Genomic DNA, 18469 nt, shown 5'->3' with positions numbered 1-18469 from the left:
CCGACAGTCTCGCATTCGCACTGGCCAACCGGTGTGCGCGGGCCGCGCAGCTGCTTGACGTATCAAGAGCGCATCAGCACGATGACGGGGGCCGCCGGGGCGGCCAGACCCGTACGAGCCGCCCGAAGGAGCCGATTCCGTGACATTGGCGACCGCGACGAAGCGGTCAGCGAGAGGCGCACCCGGCCGGGGACGCGTGGACCACGGCGCGTGGTTCCTCGTGCTGCCCGCGCTGATCCCGATCCTGGTCCTGAGCGTGGGACCGCTGCTCTACGGCATCGCGCTGGCCTTCACCGACTCCCAGTCGGGCCGCACCCAGCCCACCCAGTGGGTCGGCGCGCTCAACTTCCAGGACCTGCTGCACGACGCGCTGTTCTGGGACTCGTTCCGGATCGGTCTGCTCTGGGCGTTCGGCGTCACCGTGCCGCAGTTCTTCCTGGCGCTCGGCCTCGCCCTGCTGCTCAACCAGCCGCTGCGGATGCGCTGGCTGGCCAGGGCGCTCGCGATCATCCCCTGGGCGATGCCCGAGGTGGTCGTCGGCATCATGTGGCGGCTCGTCTACCACCCGGACGCGGGCGTGCTCAACGAGACGCTCTCCCACCTCGGCCTCGGGGAGGGGAAGGACTGGCTGACCGGCACCGCCACCGCGCTCTTCGCCGTGATCGTCGTCGGCGTCTGGGCCGGCATGCCGCAGACCACCGTGGCGCTGCTCGCCGGACTCCAGAACACCCCGCGCGAGCTGCACGAGGCCGCCGCGATGGACGGCGCGGGCGCCTGGCGCCGCTTCACCACCGTCACCTGGCCCGCGATCAAGCCGATCGCCCTCGCCATCACGGCGCTCAACTTCATCTGGAACTTCAACTCCTTCGCCCTGGTCTACGTCCTGACCCAGGGCGGCCCCGGCGGCCGCACCCGACTGCCGATGCTCTTCGCCTACGAAGAAGCCTTCCGTTACGGCCAGTTCGGCTATGCGGCGGCGATGGGCTGTGTGATGGTCGCGGTGATCTCCGTGATCCTCGCCTTCTACCTCGTCGGCCGGCTGAAGGGAGGCGACGAGTCGTGATGCCTACGAAGAAGGCGACGCGCGCCGCGCAGTACCTGGCCCTCGCCGCCTATCTCGTCTTCCTCGCCTTCCCGTTCCTCTGGCTGATCTCCACGGCGTTCAAGCCCGCGCGGGAGCTGGGCAGCCTGCACCCCACCTGGATCCCCAAGGACCCGACGCTCGACAACTTCCGGCAGGCCTTCGACGAGCAGCCGCTCCTCCAGGCCGCGGGCAACTCGCTGATCGCGGCGCTCAGCGCGGCCCTGATCGCGGTCGTCATCGCGACCCCCATGGCGTACGTCATGGCCAGGCACCGCAACCGCGTCTCGAAGGCGGCGACGGGCTGGGTGGTGATCAGCCAGGCGTTCCCGTTCGTCCTGATCATCATCCCGCTCTTCCTGATCCTGAAGAACCTGCACCTGATCAACTCGCTGCTCGGGCTGATCATGGTCTACGTGGTGTGGTCGCTGCCCTTCGCGCTGTGGATGCTCGTCGGGTACGTGCGCGCGGTGCCCACGGAGCTGGAGGAGGCGGCGGCCGTCGACGGCGCGAGCAAGGTGCGCACCTTCGTCTCGGTCGTCGCGCCGCTGCTCGCCCCCGGCATCGTCGCCACCGCGATGTTCGCCTTCATCACCGCATGGAACGAGTTCTTCTTCGCGCTCGTCCTGCTCAAGACCCCGGAGAAGCAGACCTTGCCGGTCATCCTCAACCGCTTCATCGGCACGGAGGGCGTCGCGGACCTCGGGCCGCTGGCCGCCGCCGCGTTCCTCGCGACCATCCCCTCCCTCGTCATCTTCGCGATCATCCAGAAGCGGATCACGGGCGGCATGCTGGCGGGGGCGGTGAAGGCCTGATGCGCGGAGCACCACGGCTTCTCACCGGCGCGGCCACCGCCCTCGCGCTGCTGCTCACCGGATGCAGCGGCGACTCGGGTGACGACGACGGGAAGATCACCCTCCAGTTCCAGTCCCTGGCCTGGCAGAAGGAGTCCGTCGACGCCAACAAGGCGCTCGTGAAGGAGTGGAACGCCACCCATCCCGACGTCAAGGTCAACTATGTGCAGGGCAGTTGGGACAGCGTCCACGACCAGCTGCTCACCTCCTTCGAGGGCGGCGAGGCGCCGGACATCATCCATGACGCGTCGGACGACCTCGCCGACTTCGCGTACGGCGGCTACCTCGCGGACATCGGCGGCCTGCTGCCCGAGCGGCTCAAGTCCGACATCCCGGAGCGCAGTTGGGAGACGGCGACCTTCGGGGGCAAGGTCTACGGGGTGCCGTTCCTCCAGGAGCCGCGCGTCCTGATCGCCAACACGAAGTGGCTCAAGGAGTCCGGCGTACGGATTCCCACGCCCGACAAGCCGTGGAGCTGGGCGGAGTTCCGTTCGGTCGCCAAGGAACTCGGCGACGGCAAGGACGGGAAGTACGGCGTCGCCTGGCCGCTCAAGGAGCCGGTCTCCGCGACGCTCAACCTCTCGCTCTCGACCGGCGGCAAGATGTTCCACCGCGGCGCGGACGGCAAGGTCGACGTCCGCTTCGACGCCGCCGACGAGATCATGCCGCGCACCGTCCACGACCAGGTCAACGACGACAAGAGCGCCTCAAGTACGACGCTGGGCATGGGCGGGTCCGACACGCTGCCCGGCTTCTTCGGCGGGAAGTACGCGATGGTCCCGCTCGGCTTCTCCTACCGCCAGCAGATCGTCCAGCAGGCGCCCAAGGGCTTCGAGTGGCAGGTGCTGCCCGCCCCTGCCGGGTCCGAGGGGCTCGCGCAGGGCGTCAGCCCGCAGACCCTGTCCGTCTCCGAGGACAGTCCGCACAAGAAGGAGGCGGCCGAGTTCATCGACTTCTTCCTCCAGCCGGACAACATGGTCAAGCTCGCGCGCGGCGACTGGATGCTCCCTACGGGCACGGAGGCCCTGCGGGATCCCGCCCTGCGCACGGAGAAGGACGACTGGGCCGTGGGGACGGCCCTCGCCGAGCACCTGCGTCCGGCGCCCGCGCAGTCCGTGCGGGGGTATCCGGAGTGGAAGGACAAGGTCGCGACGCCCGCGTTCCAGGAGTACTACAGCGGGGCGATCGGCCTCGACGAGCTGAGGAAACGGCTGGTGAAGGACGGGAATCTGGTGCTTGCCCGGTATCAGCGGTGAGCACTTCGCCGGGGTGCGGGATTCACCTGCGGGCCGGTGGGGGCTGCTCGCGCCCACGTGGCGGAGCCGCATGTGTCGCAGCCCCGCGCCTCTGACGGGGCGCCCCGTACCGCTCCGGACTTCAGTGCCCTGCCCCGTTTCCCTGGCCCGCTCTGACGAGCCCCGACTCGTACGCCGCGATGACCGCCTGCGCGCGGTCCCGGACGCCGAGCTTGCCGAAGATGCCGGTGGCGTGGTTCTTGACGGTCTGGACGCCGATCTCCATCCGCTGCGCGATCTCGGCGTTGTCGAGCCCCGCGGCGATCAGGCGGAGCACCTCGACCTCGCGCGGGGTGAGCCCGGAGAGGTCGGAGTTCGTCGGGTGCGAGGCGGGCGGCGGCGTCACGAACGTGGCGAGCAGCCGGGTGAGCAGACGCGGCGCGACGACGGCCTCGCCGCGGTGGACGGTGCGCAGCGCGGCCACCAGTTCCTCGGGCGAGACGTCCTTGGGCAGGAATCCCGCGGCGCCCGCCCGCAGCGCGCCGACCACGTGCTCGTCCATGTCGAAGGTGCTGAGCGCGAGGACCCGGCACCGGGGCAGCTCGGCGCTGAGCCGCTCGGTGGCCCTGACGCCGTCGAGCACCGGCATGCGGATGTCCATCAGGACGACGTCGGGGCGCAGTTCGTGCGCCGCGGCGACGGCCTGCTCGCCGTCGCCCACCTCGCCGACGACCTCGACGGCGGGATCGGAGAGCAGCACGAGCGACAGGCCCCTGCGCACCAGCGGCTGGTCGTCCGCGATGAGCACGGTGATGCGCTCGGGCGCGGCGTCGGAGGAGGTCATCGGGTCCCGTTCATCTCGTGCGGACTGCTCTTGGGCAGACGGGGTTCATGAGCGACTGGTTCATCCGCTCGGGGCACTTCCGGGCCGAGTTCATGGGAAGCAGACCCCTCCCCGCCGGACCTCCCCGTCGGCACCGGCGCCGGAACCGGCACGCTCGCGGACACCTCGAAGCCGCCCTCCGCACGGCTGCCCGCGCGCAGGGTGCCGTCGTGCAGGGCGACGCGTTCGCGCATGCCGAGGAGGCCGTATCCGCCGCCCTTGGCGAGCACGCCCGGCACCCGCGAGTCGCCCGCGCCGTCGTCGGTCACCGTCACGGTGACGCGGTCCTCCTGGTAGGCGAGCCGGACCGTCGCACGGGCCGGCCCCGCGTGCTTGCGGGCGTTGGTCAACGCCTCCTGGGTGATGCGGTAGAGCGTGAGGCCGACCGTCATCGGGAGCGGCCGGGGCTCCCCGGTGACGTGCAGTTCGGCGGGCAGGCCCGCCGCGGTCGCGTCGGCCACGAGGCGTTCGATGCCGTCCACCCCTGGCTGGGGCTCCGAGGGCGTCTCCTCCAGGGTGTCGGAGCTGCGCAGCACGCCGAGCAGCTGGCGCATCTCGCGCAGCGCGGTGCGGCCCGATTCCTCCAGGGTCATCAGCGCGTCGCGGGCCGTCTCGGGGTCCCGGTCGAGCGTGGACCGGGCGCCGCCCGACATCAGGTACATGGTGGTGATGTGGTGCGCCACGATGTCGTGGAGCTCGCGCGCGATCCGGCGCCGCTCTTCGGCGACCGCGTGGTCGGCGAGGAGCTCCCGGTTGATGTCCAGCTGCAGTTTCCACTGCCGTACGCCCAGGCCGACCGCGACGACGATCACGGTGAAGACCGTGTCGAGGGTGGCCGTCATCGCGAACGGCTCGGCACCCCCCGTGTCCCGCACCCACTGCACGACGAGACACACGACGGCGCCGACGCCGACGGCGCGCGGGCCCGCGTACCTGGCCGCGGTGTACAGGGCGATGCAGGTGGCGGCGCCGTAGCTGTGCGTCATGGGGGTGCCGGGGTCGGCGGCGACTCCCACGTTGGCGGCCAGCTGCACGGCCAGGACCGCGCCGAGCGCCGGCACGGGGTGCAGGCGCCGCAGGGCCAGCGGGATCACGAACGAGACGATGAGGAGGACCCCGAGCACGGTCACCCGCGATCCACCGCCGGCCGGTCCGGTGGAGACGGTCGGACCCGCCGGGCCCGGCAGGACGTAGGCCAGCACCTCGAGCCCCGTGGCGACGACGGCGAGCACCACGTCCCCCCGCGAGGGACGTGTCCTGCCCACCGGAGGTACCGGCGGGAAATAGTCGCGGCCCATCCGGGCGCCTCCTAGCGGGGCCGTGCCTTCGGGCCCTTGGTGTCCTGTGCGGTGTCCGGTGCGCCGAGCGCTCCTCGGACCCTCGCTTTCCGCTGCTTTCCCCACCTATTACATCCCGGCCGTCCGCCCGGCGGATCCGCGCCCGGTCGGGGCTTTCCCCCAGTACTCGGGTACTGCCCGCGCCCCGGCACCGGACCGGAGTCCCGGTCGCTTCCCCTTCCGGCGGCCGACGTTTTCAACGGGGGCCGCGTGATGACCTGTTGTAAGCGTCGAAGAACTCCGCGAAGCATCGAAGAACTCCGCAGGGAAAAGGGAACCATGATCCACAAGCTGACCTCATTCTCCACCCGACATCGATGGATGATGGTCGTCATATGGACCGTGCTCGGCGCGGGCCTGAGTTTCGTGGGCAAGGCGATGATGTACGACGTCACCGATTCCCAGTCCGGCGACTTCCTGCCCAAGCAGTACGACTCGGCGGTCGCGCTGCGCGTCGCCGAGGACAAGTTCGGTGCCAAGCCCGACCCCAACGCGCTGACGGTGCTCGTGGCCAGGGAAGACGGCGGCAAGCTCACGGCGTCCGACCAGCGGCGGATCACCGGCACCGCGACCGGTCTGGGCCACGAGCGCATCACCGGGCCGAAGCCCGAACCGCTGATGAAGGACCATTCCCAGACCCCCCGGGTATCGCCGGGCGCGGTGGCGCCCGACAAGAGTTTCCGGCTTCTGACGGTCTCGCTTGACGGAAATCCGCAGGACCCCGGACTTCAGGACGTCTACAAGGAATTCCGTGCCGAGGCGGAGCGTGCATTCGCCCGCGAGGACCTGCGCGTCGGATTCACCGGCGGCATCGCCTCCACGGTCGACAGCCTGGACGCCGAGGAGACCACGGGCAAAGTCGTCGGCATTCTGACGATGGGCCTCATCATCGTGCTGAACGTGCTCGTCTTCCGCAGCGTGCTCGCCGCTCTCGTGCCGCTGATCGCGGTGTCGCTGATCGGCGGAGTGGCATCGGGCGCGGTGGTCGGCACGGCGAAGCTCTTCGGCATCGACCTCGACCCGTCCACTCCCTCGCTGATCGGTGTCGTACTCCTCGGCATCGGCATCGACTACTTCCTCTTCCTGATGTTCCGGTTCAGGGAGCAGCTGCGGAACCACCCCGGGCAGGACGCGCGGACCGCCGCGAGCGAGACGACCCGGCGGGTCGGCAGCGCGATCACCTCGGCCGCGCTGACGATCGTGGCGGCCTTCGCGACCCTCGGCCTGGCGAGCTTCGGACAGTTCAAGGTCCTCGGCCCCGCGATCGCCGTCTCCGTCCTGGTGATGCTCCTCGCCAGCCTCACGCTGATGCCCGCGCTGCTCGCCCTGCTCGGCCGTGCCATGTTCTGGCCCGCGCGCGCCTGGAAGAAGGAGCGCACCGACGGGATCAGCGCACGCCTCGGGCACGCGGTGAGCGCACGGCCCGTGCGGTACGCGCTCGGCAGCCTGGTGCTCCTCGGCGCGCTCGGCGCGGGCGCGGTCGGCATGAAGATGAGCTACGACCAGCAGGGCCTGCCCGAGACCGCCGCGACCAGAACGGCGGAACAGATCTCCCGCAGCCTGCCCGCCGGCGTCTCCGACCCGCACACCGTGTACGTGACCAGCGCCGACGGCGCGGACCTCAAGGCGGGTTCGCTCACCGGCATGACCCGTGCGCTCGCGAAGGAGGAGGGCGTCGGCGAGGTCGGCAAGCCGGTGCTCAGCAAGGACCGCACGGCCGCCCGCGTCGATCTGTTCCTGAGCGTCGCCTCCGACTCGCAGCACGCGCGTGACCTCGTCTCGGGCCCGATCAGGGACACCGCGGCGCGGACCGCGCCGGAGGGCAGCAAGGCGTACGTCACGGGCACGGCCGCCGTGTTCGCCGACATCTCCACGGCGGTGGAGAAGGACCTGCGCCTGGTGTTCCCCGTCGCGGCCCTGCTGATCGCCGTGATCCTCTTCCTGCTGCTGCGCTCGGTGCTGGCCCCGGTCGTGCTGATGCTCGCGGTCGGCCTCGGCTTCGTCGCCACGCTCGGGGCGAGCACGCTGCTCTTCCAGCACACCCTGGACCGGCCCGGCATCTCGTTCACCCTGCCCCTGGTGCTGTTCCTCTTCGTCGTCGCCCTCGGCACCGACTACAACATCCTGATCACCGACCGGATCAGGGAGGAGATGGCCAAGCCGGTGTCCGCGCGGCACGCGGTGGCCGAGGCGGTGCGGCACACCGCACCCGCCGTCGCCACGGCGGGCGTCGTCCTCGCGGGTTCCTTCGCCAGCCTGGCCGCGAGCCCCGCCACCCAGGAGCTCGGCTTCGCCACCGGCCTCGGCATCATCCTCTCCGCCCTGGTGCTCTCCCTCGTCCTGGTGCCCGCGCTGGCCGCGCTGCTGGGACGGGGCCTGTGGTGGCCGCGCAGGTCGGGCCGGACGGCGCACGACCATGGAGCCGGGCAGGGCGGCGGCGGTCCCGTCGCCCCCGACCGTTACCAGCCGTACGCGACGGCAGGGGACCGGCGCTAGGAGCCGAAGAGCCCGTGCAGCAGGGCGTGTTCGGGGCTGCCCTCCGGGGCGGTCATCACCACCAGCTCGATCCGCTCGGGGCCCGGCAGCAGATAGCCGGTGTACGCGAGGGCCAGCGGTCCCGCCTCCGGATGGTTCAGCCGCTTGTGTCCGGTGTTGGGGCCGCGCACCTCGTGCTCGTTCCAGGCGTCGGTGAACAGGTCGCCGCCGTGCTCGGCCAGTTCGGCCAGGAGCGGTTCCTCGCCGGTGTGTCCGGCGAGGGCGTTGCGCAGGCGGTGGACGTTGCCGCGTGCCACCGCCTCCCAGTCCTCGTACAGCGCGCGGGCCCGCGGGTCGCACAGCGCGAACCAGGCGAGGTTGCGGCGGTGCGGCTCCAGCGCGCCGAAGTCCGTCACGAGCCAGGCCGCCGCGTCGTTCCAGGCGAGCACGGCCCGCATCGGACTGACCAGATAGGCGGGCCACACCGTCAGGGCCCGCAGCAGGTCGAGCGCCGCGCCCGGAGCCTCGGGCGCGGCCGCCCGCTCCGTGCGGGCGGGCCGTGCCGTGAGCCGGTGCAGATGGCCGCGGCCGTCCGCGTCCAGGCGCAGAGCGCCGGCCAGCGCGTCGAGGACCTCCGGTGAAGGACGCCGCTGTCTGCCCTGTTCGAGCCGCGTGTAGTACTCCGGGCTGATCCCGGCGAGGGCCGCCACCTCGGAGCGGCGCAGCCCGGCCAGGCGCCGGCCGGGGGTCCTCGACAGGCCGACGCTCTCCGGGGTGAGCCGCTCCCGCCGGGTCCTCAGGAACCGGGCGAGCTCGGTGGTCTGTGCCGTCATGGGACCAGTGTCCCGGCGGATGATCGGCCGGGGCCAGCCCCGGAGGTGGCCCCGGCAGGGCCACCCCCGAGGGGGAGCGCCCCGGCCGGTGTCTGGTGGCGCGGCGCAGGCGCGCGGAGGCTGCCGGGCATGAGCACTTCCGCATCCCGTACGTCAGAAGCCGGCACCGTTCCACGGCCGCGCCCGCCGCTGCTCGCGCTGCTCGTCCTGAGCGCGGCCGCCGGTCTCGACGCGGGCAGCGTCGCCGTCCTGAACAGCGCGCTCCCCGCCCTGGGCGCGGAGTTCGAGGCCGCACCGGGGACGCTGTCCTGGGCGGTCGGCGGCTACGCGCTCGCCTTCGCCGGGCTGCTGCTCGCGGGCGGCGCCCTCGCCGACCGCTTCCCGCGCCGCCGCGTCCTGACCGCCGGGCTGCTCGCGCTGGCCGCGGGCGCCGTCCCCGCGCTGGCCGCGAGCGACTTCTGGATGGTCGCGGCGGGCCGGATCGTGCAGGGCGCGGGCGCCGCGATCACCATCCCGGCCGCGACCGCGCTGGTCGCCGATCTGTACCCGGCGGGGTCCGGACGCTCGCGCGCCCTCGGCGTCTTCGCCTCGGCGCAGGCGGGCAGTTACGGCCTGGGGCTCGTCCTCGGCGGGGTGCTCACCGGGGCGGCGGGCTGGCGGCTCGTCTTCGCGGTGCAGGGCGCGGCGGCCCTGCTCACCGCACTCGCCGCGGTGCGCGCGCTCCCGGCGGGGACGGCGGACAGGGGCCGCCGCGTCGATCCCGTGGGCGGCGCGGCCCTGGTGGCCACGGTCGTCCTGCTCGTACTCGGGGTCGATCTGCTGTCGCACCGGGGCGCGGGGCGCCTCTTCGCCGTCGCCACGCTGGCCGGTGCGGTCGGCGCGGCGACGCTGTGGTGGCGGCGCGGCGGCGACGCGCTCATCGACCGGGCGCTGCTGCGGATCGCGACGGTGCGGACATCGGCGGGCGCGGCGGTGGCGTTCTACTTCTGCGTGAACGGCTCGCTGTTCTTCGTGCCGCTGTATCTCCAGGACGTACGCGGGATGTCGCCCGCGCAGTCGGGTCTCGCGGTGCTCCCGGTCAGCGTGGCGGTGTCCGGCACCGCGCTGCTCACCGGCCGTCTCCTGGAGCGGCTCGGGGCGCGCACGGTTCTCACGGCGGGGCTGCTGCTGACCGGCGGCGGGGTGCTGCTCTGGTGTCTGACGAGCAGTCAGAGTCCGTACGTCTGGCCCGTGTTCGCCGGTCTGGTGGTGACCGGTGTCGGGCAGGGCCTGGCGTTCCCCGCGCTCACCGTGCTCGGGCTGCGGGGCGTGCCGCGGGCGAGCCAGGGCGCGGCGTCCGCGGTGACCGCGACGGCGCTGCAGATCGGCAGCGGCCTCGGCCCCGCGGTGCTGGCCGGTGCGGCCTCGACGTCGGACGCGGCCCTGACCGGCCAGCACGTCGCCTTCATGGTGGCGGCGGCGGTGGTGGGTGCGGCGGGGGTGGTGGTGGCGGTGCGACGGGCGGGGTGACGCCGCGGAGACGGCGCCCCGTTTCCGGCCGCGGCCCCTCCCGCGTACGGCTCAACTCCCGCCCTGCGGGCCTCAATCACCCCCCCCGCAGGACGCATGCGGACTGACGTCCTTGCCGTACGCACACGTACGGCAAGGGCGCCCGCGTCACACCCCCACCGACTCCTCCAGCTCTTCCTGCTCCTCCTGGCTCTCCTCCTGCGCCGTACGCCCTGCCGGGACCGCCGCCGGCCCCCGCTGACGCCGCTCCCACAGCGCCGCGACGGCGACGAGCAGCAGGCCCGCCGCCAGCCAGGCGGTCAACGTCCAGACATGGCCCGCGAGTTCATGCCCGCCGAAGTAGAGGTGGCTGCGGATGCCCTCGACGAAGCCCGCGCCGTTCCAGAAGGCGTGCAGGGAGCCGAAGAAGCCGTTCTGGAGCTCGGGGCGGAAGAGGCCGCCGGACGAGGTGAAGTTGAGCATCACGAAGAGGACCATCATCGCCAGCGTCGTCCAGCGCTTGAGGAACGTGTGCAGCCCGAGGCCGATGAAGAGGATGCCCGCCGCGTACAGCCAGGCCATGGCCCACACGCCCCACAGCCCCTGGTGCACCAGGTGGAAGACGGGGCCCGCGAGCGCCGCGCCGATCAGGCTGACGGCGAACGACACCCCGACCACGAGCCCCGCGCGCACCCGCATCCGCAGGCCCGCGCCCGCCGCGCCGAGCACCGCGACCGACGCGTACGAGCCGATGCTCACGGCGACGAGCAGGAAGAACAGGCCCTGGCCCGTGGGGTCGTCGGAGACCGGCGGCGCCACGTCGGTGACCTTCAGCGGCGCGCCCTGCCCGGCCGCGACCGGCGTGAAGACCTTCTCGGCCGCCATGGCGCTCATGTCGGAGCCCGCGGAGGCCACGATCAGCTCGGGGGACCGGGCGCCGGGAACGTAAGCCCCCGCTATGTCCAGGGACTTGAGCGCGTCGACGGCCTCCTCGCGCGAGGCGAGGGTGCGGACGTCGAGGGCGTCGCCCGCCTTGTCCTTGACGCTCTGCGCGAGCACCTGGGCCTCCGCCCCCGAGCCGACGACGGCGACGGGCATCTCGTGCGGCTCGGGCGTGACGAACGCGCCGAGGTAGGCGAGGCCCATGCCCAGGCACATCAGCAGGGGCGTGACCAGGTGGAGGAGGACGTGGCGCAGTGCGTCGCGCAATCGGGGGGCGGGTTCCGCGGTGGCGGGCATGGGGTCTCTCCGGGGGTGACTCGGCCAGGTAGTTGGCATATACAACTCTTTGCGATGTTGTACTCTACAACCATCTGCGGAGAGGGAGAAACCGTGACCGAACGGGACGGGTCCGAGGGCCGGGACGACGCCATCGAGACCATTCAGCGCGAGATGACCGCGTTCGCCCGCCGCGCCCGCGCCACCGCCGCCCGCATGCACCCCGAGCTCTCACTCGTGTCCTTCACGCTGCTCAGTCACCTGGAGTTCGAGGGCGGCTGCCGGGCCACGGACCTGGCCGCGCACTACACCCTCGACAAGTCGACGATCAGCAGACAGGTCGGGGCCCTGGAGAAGGCCGGGCTCGTCGAGCGGCGGCTCGACCCCGCCGACCACCGGGTGCACGTCCTGCATCTCACGGAGCGCGGCGTCGAGGTGCTCGCGCAGGTCGGCAACGCCCGCCGGGTCGCCTTCCGGGAGCGGCTCGCGGAGTGGAGCGAACCCGATCTGGCGCGGTTCGCCGAGTATCTGCTGCGTTACAACGAGTCCGCCGGGGGCGTGGTCGCCGGCATCGAGTGAGGAGCGAGGGGCGGTAAGGGATTGCACGAGACGTCTCGTCTCGCCTATGGTCGGCGCATGACCGCAACCCGGCCCGCCCACATCGCCATGTTCTCGATCGCCGCGCACGGACACGTCAACCCGAGCCTCGAAGTCATCCGTGAACTCGTCGCCCGCGGCCACCGCGTCACGTACGCGATCCCGCACGCCTTCGCGGAGAAGGTCGCGGAGACCGGCGCCGAGCCCCGGCCCTACACCTCGACGCTGCCCTCCCCGGACGACGACCCGGAGGCCTGGGGCACCGAACTGATCGACAACATCGAGCCGTTCCTCGACGACGCGATCACGGTCCTGCCCGAGCTGGCCCGCGCGTACGAGGGTGACGAGCCGGAGCTCGTCCTGCACGACATCACCTCCTACCCGGCCCGCGTCCTCGCCCGCCGCTGGGGCGTCCCGGAGATCTCGCTCTCGCCGAACCTGGTCGCCTGGGACGGGTACGAGGAGGAGGTCGCCGAGCCGATGTACGCGGAGCTGAAGGAGACCGCGCGCGGTACGGCGTACTACGCGCGCTTCCGCGCCTGGCTCGCGGAGAACGGCATCACCCAGGAGCCCGACCCGTTCGTCGGGCGTCCGCCGCGCTCCCTCGTACTGATCCCGAAGGCGCTCCAGCCGCACGCCGACCGCGTCGACGAGTCCGTACACACCTTCGTCGGCGCGTGCCAGGGCGACCGCGCGGACCAGGGCGACTGGGAGCGGCCCGCGGGCGCGGAGAAGGTGCTGCTCGTCTCGCTCGGCTCGGCCTTCACCAAGCAGCCCGCCTTCTACCGCGCCTGCGTCGAGGCGTTCGGGGAACTGCCCGGCTGGCACGTGGTGCTCCAGGTCGGCAAGCACGTCACCGCCGCCGACCTCGGCGAGGTGCCCGCCTCCGTGGCGGTCCACCCGTGGGTGCCGCAGCTCGCGGTGCTCAGGAAGGCCGACGCCTTCGTCACGCACGCCGGTGCGGGCGGCAGCCAGGAGGGTCTTGCCACCGCGACGCCGATGGTGGCCGTGCCGCAGGCCGCCGACCAGTTCGGCAACGCCGACGTGCTCCAGTCGCTCGGTGTCGCCCGGCACCTGCCGATGGCGGAGGTCACCGCGCGGGCGCTGCGCGACGCGGTGCTCGCGCTCGTGGCGGACCCCGAAGTGGCCCGCAGGCTCAAGGAGATCAGCGGTGCGATGGCGGCCGAGGGCGGTACGCGGCGGGCGGCCGATCTGGTCGAGGAGGAGCTGGCGAAGGCGCGGTCCTGACGGGCCTGACGTAACGCTCCGTGATGCTTTTCGGTAACGCCCAGGTCATTCGGTAACGCTCAGGTAACGCGGCACCGTCCTGGGATGCCTATTGACTCGTCCCTGAGGGTTGACCGTTACCCCCGGTCAAAGGTTGCACGCGGCAGATCTTGTTCCTCGGGCCAATACCTTCCTAGCGTGAGGTGAACTTTCGCCGAACGCCAGGAAGTTGACCCCCATGCGCCGAGACATACCGCCCCTCGCAGAGGTGCGCCGCATCACCGAGAAGAAGCGCGACGCGTGGTGGACCGTGTTGCTCGTCGACCCGGTCGCCACGCCGCTCGTGCGGTTCACCGCGATGCGGACGAACATCACGCCCAACCAGATCACCTGGGGCGCGTTCCTTCTCGGTCTCGGCTCCGCGGCGTGCTTCGCGTTCGGGGACTGGAAGTGGCTCGTCCTCGGCGCGGTCATCTACCACTTCAGCTTCATCCTCGACTGCATGGACGGAAAGGTCGCCCGGCTCACCGGGCAGGGCTCGGTCTTCGGCGCCTGGCTCGACTTCGTCTTCGACCGCATCCGCGTCATGGTGTGCGGCGTCGCCCTGATGGGCGGCCAGTACGAGCGCACCGGCGACACCCTCTACATCTGGCTCGCGCTCGCCGTCGTCGCGCTCGACACCTTGCGCTACATCAACTCGCTGGAGATCTTCAAGATCCGCCACTCCATGCGCAAGCAGATCAAGTCGCGCATGCGGGCCGCGCGGCGCGCGCAGAACGAGGCGGAGCTCGCGTTCATGGAGGACCTGCTGCGGGAGAACCCCTCGGCGGACATCGAGCAGGACCTGCAGCGGGCCGCCGGCGAGGCCGCGTACGTCCCCGACACCGCCGAAGGCGCCGAGGGGAGCGGCGCCGACGGGGAGGCGGCGCCGAAGCCCAAGGCCCAGGTGATCGACCTGCACCAGGAGTTCCGGCGCAAGTTCCCCGCGTATCTGCGGGCCCGCTCCTTCCTGCTGCGCCACCGCATCCGTGCGCACCTGGTGAGCGGCATCGAGTTCCAGATGGGCGTCTTCATGATCGGCCCGATCTTCGACGCGGTGATCCCCGCGACGATCGTCTCGGGCGCGCTGCTGCTCGTCTTCGAACTCGCCATCATCTACAAGCTGCTGCTCTCGACCCGGGACTTCACGCGGACGATCGACTCGTTCGAGGAGGAGAAGGTCCTCACCGCGGCCTAACCGCGGACTGGCGGCACAGGGGAACGGCGGAAGCCGGGCGGGCCGAGGGATCGGCCCGCCCGGCTTCCGCCGTTCCAGGAGCGGGGTCAGACGGTGACCTTCTCCGGGGCGGGCGGCGCCGCGGCCTCGGTACCCGTCTCGTCGTGGGTCATGTCCGGCAGCCAGCGCAGCCACTTCGGCAGGTACCAGTTGCGTTCGCCGAGGGCCGCCATCACGGCGGGGAGCAGCACGCCGCGGATCACCGTCGCGTCGATCAGGACCGCCGCCGCGAGGCCCACGCCCATCTGCTTCATGGACTGCATGGACAGCGTGCCGAAGATGGCGAAGACCGCGACCATGATGACCGCCGCGCTCGTCACCACCCCGGCCGTGGTGATCACGCCGTGCGAGATCGCGTCCCTCGTCGTACGCCCTTGGAGGCGCGCCTCGCGGATCCGGGAGACCACGAACACGTGGTAGTCCATGGAGAGGCCGAAGAGGATCACGAAGAGGAACAGCGGCAGCCAGGCCACGATCGCCCCGACGCCCTCGGCGCCGACCAGGGACGCGCCCCAGCCGTGCTGGAAGACCATGACCAGGATTCCGTAGGCGGCGCCCACCGAGAGCAGGTTGAGCACGATCGACGTCAGCGCGATCGTCAGGGACCGGAACGACAGCAGCATCAGCAGGAACGCGAAGACCACCACGAAGGCGAAGACCGGCGGGACCGACGAGCCGAGCTGGTCGTTGAAGTCCTTGGAGCCCGCGACCTGGCCGGTCACCGGGGCCTCGACGCCGTCGACCTCGCCAAGCGTCGCCGGGCGCACGTCGTCCCGCAGGATGCCGAGGCTCCGCTCGGCCCGGTCCTGGTCGGAGCCGCCGACCAGCGGGACCGACAGGATCGCCACGTCGGCGTCCCGGTGCACGGTCATCTCGACCGGCCCCTTGGACGCGCCCGAACTCACCGCGCGCGCCCGGAAGTCGGCGATCGCCGCGCGCACCGGCGCCGCGTCGATGTCGTCGGCCTTCACCACGACCTCGGCCGGTTCGGCGCCCCCGGGGAACGCCTCGTTGATCCGGTCGTACGTCGCCACGATCGGCAGGGAGTCGCCGAACTCCTGGTCCAGGGTGAGCTGCTGGGTCTTCATGCCGAGGGCGGGCAGGGCGATCGCGGCGAGCAGACCGGCGGCGACGGCCACCGAGATGCCGGGGCGCTTGAGGACGCGGCCGACGACCGCGCGCCACAGCCGGCTCTCGCTCGGCACGCCGCCCTTGGCACGGCGGCGCAGGAACGGCAGGCGGCCCTTCTCGACCCGCTCGCCGAGCAGCGAGAGCAGCGCGGGAAGGACGGTGACCGAGCCGACCATCGCCACCGCGACCACCATCAGCGAGGCCAGGCCCATCGCCTGGAACTCGGTGATGCCGGTGAACAGCATGCCCGCCATCGCCACGCACACCGTGACGCCGGAGACGACCACGGCGCGGCCGCTGGTGGCCGCCGCGATCCTGAGCGCGGTCTCCGGGTCGCGGCCCTTGGCGCGCTCCTCGCGTTCGCGGCGCAGATAGAAGAGGCAGTAGTCGACGCCGACCGCGAGGCCCACCAGGAGCATCACGGAGTTGGCGGTGTCGCTCATCGGCTGGACGTGGCTGACCACCGCCATCAGGCCGGTCGTCGCCATGATCGCGGAGATGGCGAGCAGGACCGGGAGCAGCGCGGCCACCAGTGCGCCGAAGGCGACCAGGAGGATGCCGAACGCGACGGGCACCGCCGAGTACTCGGCCTGCTGGAAGTCGTCGCCGAACGCGTCGTCGAACGTCTTCTGCATGCTGGCGGAGCCGATCTCCTCGATCCGCAGCCCGTCGTGCTTCTTCGCGACCTCGTCGACGGCCTTGAGGACCGGCGCCACCCGGTCGCCCGCGGTGTCGGGGGCACCGCGCATGTCGAACCGCACGAGCGCGCTGCGGCCGTCCTTGGATATCGAGTCGCTCTTGTACGGCGAGGTCACCGCCGTCACCTCGTCGGTGGCGCCGACCGCCTTCATCACGTCGGCGACGGCCGCCTTGAAGCGCGCGTCGTCCGCGGTGAGTGCCGCGCCGCCGCCCTTGCCGGCCCCGGCGCCGGCCTGGATCAGTACGCTCTCGCCCGCGGGTTCCTCGATGCCCGCCTTGTCGACGATCGACTGTGCCTGACTGATCTCCCCCTTCAGATCGCCGTCGCCCGAGTCGGTGCGGCCGGTGGCCGAGCCGACGCCCATCGCGACGACGACGAAAAGAATCCAGATGCCGACGGCGGCCCAGCGGTGCCGTGCGCTCCACACGCCCGCCCTCGCGGCGATCCCCCGTGCTCGTGCAGTTCGGTTTCCCATGGCTCGAAAGTAGGCCGCCACCGGGGGAGTGCTCGTCGTGCTGGCCGGTGACTCCGGGGCGCGCGATCTCGTCCCTGCGGCCGGGGGCGCCCTCCGCGTCAGGAAGGAGAGGAATTTACAAGCCCCTTACAGTTACCGCGAGTTGGGGGGTTTGGGGCCCGTGATGTCCGATCCGATGTGACAGATCCTGTTTGTTATTACAGAGCCTTGTTGAACAAGTCACAGCTGCATGTAGGTATTGATCTGCGCGCGTCAATCAGACAGGGTTTCGTCCCAACACCCGGAGATCTTCCGGGCCTCCGGGCCTGTCCCGACGAAGTTGTTGCCCAGGCGCACCTTTCGAGGACGGCCCCACAGCTGAATACCCCCCACGATCCCCCCACACAGCACTGAGGAGACCCCTCTTCATGGCAACTCACAAGCGTGCCCGCAAGGTGAAGCTCACCGCCGCGATAGCCACCGTCGCCACCGCGGCCGGTGTGACGATCTTCGCGACCTCGTTCGCCGGTGCCTCCACCCCCGCCGAGGGCAAGGTCTACGGCCTGGACGCCAAGGGCGCCGTGGCCGGCAGCTACATCGTCATGCTCGACGAGAAGGCCAGCAAGGACACCAAGTCCGACCTCGCCGAGGAGTACGGCGGCGAGCTCAAGCACAACTACTCGTCCGCGATCAACGGCTTCTCCGCCAAGGGCCTCAGTGAGACCGACGCCAAGCGCCTGGCCGCCGACCCGGCCGTCGGCAAGGTCGTCCAGTCGAAGAAGTTCTCCATCAAGGCCACCCAGGACGACCCGCCGTCGTGGGGCCTGGACCGCATCGACCAGGCGGACACCGCGGGCGACAAGAAGTACACCTACCCCGACGCCGCGGGTGAGGGCGCCACCGCGTACGTCATCGACACCGGTGTCCGCGTCAGCCACAAGGACTTCGGCGGCCGCGCCACCTCCGGCTTCGACGCCGTGGACAACGACGACGACGCCGACGACGGCAACGGCCACGGCACGCACGTCGCGGGCACCATCGCCGGTGACGCGCACGGCGTCGCCAAGAAGGCGAAGATCGTCGCGGTCCGCGTCCTGGACGACCAGGGCTCCGGCACCACCGAGCAGGTCGTCGCGGGCATCGACTGGGTCACGAAGAACCACAAGGGCCCCTCCGTCGCCAACATGAGCCTCGGCGGCGGCGCGGACGAAGCGCTCGACGCGGCCGTCAAGAAGTCGATCGACGCGGGTGTCACCTTCGCCGTCGCCGCCGGCAACGAGTCGACCGACGCCGGTCAGGGCTCCCCGTCCCGCGTGAAGGAGGCCATCACGGTCGCCTCCTCCACCAAGGACGACGAGCAGTCGGACTTCTCCAACTACGGCTCCGTCGTGGACATCTACGCCCCCGGCTCGGACATCACGTCCGACTGGAACACCGGTGACGACGCCACCAACACCATCTCCGGTACGTCGATGGCGACCCCGCACGTCGTGGGTGCCGCCGCCGTCTACCTCGCCGGTCACCCGGACGCCAAGCCCGCCGACGTCGCCAAGGCGCTGACCGACGGCGCGACCGCGGACAAGATCTCGAACCCGAGCGAGGGCACGCCCAACAAGCTCCTCAAGGTCGTCGAGTAATCCTCCGCGCCTGCTGAGCCGCGGCCGCCGTGCCCACCCCCAC

The 18469-nt window shown here is 71.3% G+C and carries 14 protein-coding genes; 9 read left to right on the top strand and 5 right to left on the bottom strand.

All coding sequences use genetic code 11. The features are described from left to right. Positions 1-139: 139 nt before the first annotated feature. Genes ACIO9J_RS15805 through ACIO9J_RS15795 form a run of 3 tightly spaced genes read left to right on the top strand, consistent with a single transcriptional unit; the run spans position 140 to position 3191 of the window. Positions 140-1063, top strand: coding sequence for a carbohydrate ABC transporter permease (locus tag ACIO9J_RS15805; RefSeq protein WP_401998446.1), 924 nt, complete (start codon positions 140-142; stop codon positions 1061-1063). Continuing rightward, positions 1063-1896 (top strand): carbohydrate ABC transporter permease, encoded by an 834-nt coding sequence (locus ACIO9J_RS15800; RefSeq protein ID WP_401998443.1) that lies wholly within the window; start codon positions 1063-1065, stop codon positions 1894-1896. Before ACIO9J_RS15805 ends, ACIO9J_RS15800 begins: the two co-directional genes overlap by 1 nt. After that, positions 1896-3191 (top strand): ABC transporter substrate-binding protein, encoded by a 1296-nt coding sequence (locus ACIO9J_RS15795; protein WP_401998440.1) that lies wholly within the window; start codon positions 1896-1898, stop codon positions 3189-3191. The genes ACIO9J_RS15800 and ACIO9J_RS15795 overlap by 1 nt, the downstream gene beginning before the upstream one ends. 121 nt (positions 3192-3312) lie before the next feature. On the opposite strand, the gene ACIO9J_RS15790 is transcribed toward ACIO9J_RS15795, so the two are convergent. Both ACIO9J_RS15790 and ACIO9J_RS15785 read right to left on the bottom strand, forming a co-directional pair. After that, the gene (locus ACIO9J_RS15790; protein ID WP_401998437.1) at positions 3313-4014 is read right to left on the bottom strand and encodes a response regulator; all 702 of its coding nucleotides are present in this window, start codon (positions 4012-4014) and stop codon (positions 3313-3315) included. Next, positions 4011-5351, bottom strand: a complete 1341-nt coding sequence (locus ACIO9J_RS15785) for a sensor histidine kinase (protein WP_401998434.1) — start codon at positions 5349-5351, stop codon at positions 4011-4013. Before ACIO9J_RS15785 ends, ACIO9J_RS15790 begins: the two co-directional genes overlap by 4 nt. A gap of 318 nt (positions 5352-5669) precedes the next feature. Here ACIO9J_RS15785 and ACIO9J_RS15780 point away from each other — a divergent pair, with 318 nt between their 5' ends. Further along, positions 5670-7886, top strand: coding sequence for an MMPL family transporter (locus ACIO9J_RS15780; protein WP_401998431.1), 2217 nt, complete (start codon positions 5670-5672; stop codon positions 7884-7886). Here ACIO9J_RS15780 and ACIO9J_RS15775 read toward each other — a convergent pair. Then, positions 7883-8698 (bottom strand): helix-turn-helix domain-containing protein, encoded by an 816-nt coding sequence (locus tag ACIO9J_RS15775; RefSeq protein ID WP_401998428.1) that lies wholly within the window; start codon positions 8696-8698, stop codon positions 7883-7885. The genes ACIO9J_RS15780 and ACIO9J_RS15775 overlap by 4 nt on opposite strands. Before the next feature lie 129 nt (positions 8699-8827). Between ACIO9J_RS15775 and ACIO9J_RS15770 the strand changes: the two genes are divergently transcribed. Continuing rightward, positions 8828-10207, top strand: a complete 1380-nt coding sequence (locus ACIO9J_RS15770; protein WP_401998425.1) for an MFS transporter — start codon at positions 8828-8830, stop codon at positions 10205-10207. Positions 10208-10354: 147 nt separating this feature from the next. On the opposite strand, the gene ACIO9J_RS15765 is transcribed toward ACIO9J_RS15770, so the two are convergent. Then, positions 10355-11425, bottom strand: a complete 1071-nt coding sequence (locus ACIO9J_RS15765; RefSeq protein WP_401998422.1) for a hypothetical protein — start codon at positions 11423-11425, stop codon at positions 10355-10357. Between the two features lie 153 nt (positions 11426-11578). Between ACIO9J_RS15765 and ACIO9J_RS15760 the strand changes: the two genes are divergently transcribed. The 3 genes from ACIO9J_RS15760 to ACIO9J_RS15750 all read left to right on the top strand — a co-directional run bounded on the left by ACIO9J_RS15760 (position 11579) and on the right by ACIO9J_RS15750 (position 14465). Next, positions 11579-11983, top strand: a complete 405-nt coding sequence (locus ACIO9J_RS15760) for a MarR family winged helix-turn-helix transcriptional regulator (RefSeq protein ID WP_401998683.1) — start codon at positions 11579-11581, stop codon at positions 11981-11983. A gap of 57 nt (positions 11984-12040) precedes the next feature. Then, positions 12041-13249: a macrolide-inactivating glycosyltransferase gene (gene mgt, locus ACIO9J_RS15755; protein ID WP_401998419.1), complete on the top strand. Its 1209-nt coding sequence runs from the start codon at positions 12041-12043 to the stop codon at positions 13247-13249. Positions 13250-13466: 217 nt separating this feature from the next. Then, positions 13467-14465, top strand: coding sequence for a CDP-alcohol phosphatidyltransferase family protein (locus ACIO9J_RS15750; RefSeq protein ID WP_401998416.1), 999 nt, complete (start codon positions 13467-13469; stop codon positions 14463-14465). Positions 14466-14551: 86 nt separating this feature from the next. Here the strand turns inward: ACIO9J_RS15750 and ACIO9J_RS15745 are convergent, their stop codons facing one another. Then, on the bottom strand, positions 14552-16810 hold the full coding sequence (locus ACIO9J_RS15745) for an MMPL family transporter (RefSeq protein ID WP_401998413.1): 2259 nt from the start codon (positions 16808-16810) through the stop codon (positions 14552-14554). A gap of 407 nt (positions 16811-17217) precedes the next feature. Between ACIO9J_RS15745 and ACIO9J_RS15740 the strand changes: the two genes are divergently transcribed. Continuing rightward, positions 17218-18426 carry a S8 family serine peptidase gene (locus tag ACIO9J_RS15740; RefSeq protein ID WP_401998410.1) on the top strand — a complete coding sequence of 403 codons (1209 nt, stop codon included), beginning with the start codon at positions 17218-17220 and terminating at the stop codon, positions 18424-18426. Positions 18427-18469 lie beyond the last annotated feature (43 nt).

Source organism: Streptomyces sp. NPDC087300, from assembly GCF_044744425.1.
Taxonomy (GTDB): Bacteria; Actinomycetota; Actinomycetes; order Streptomycetales; family Streptomycetaceae; genus Streptomyces.
The sequence above is the reverse complement of the archived record's forward strand: the minus strand, read 5'-3'. Positions and strand labels throughout refer to the sequence as shown.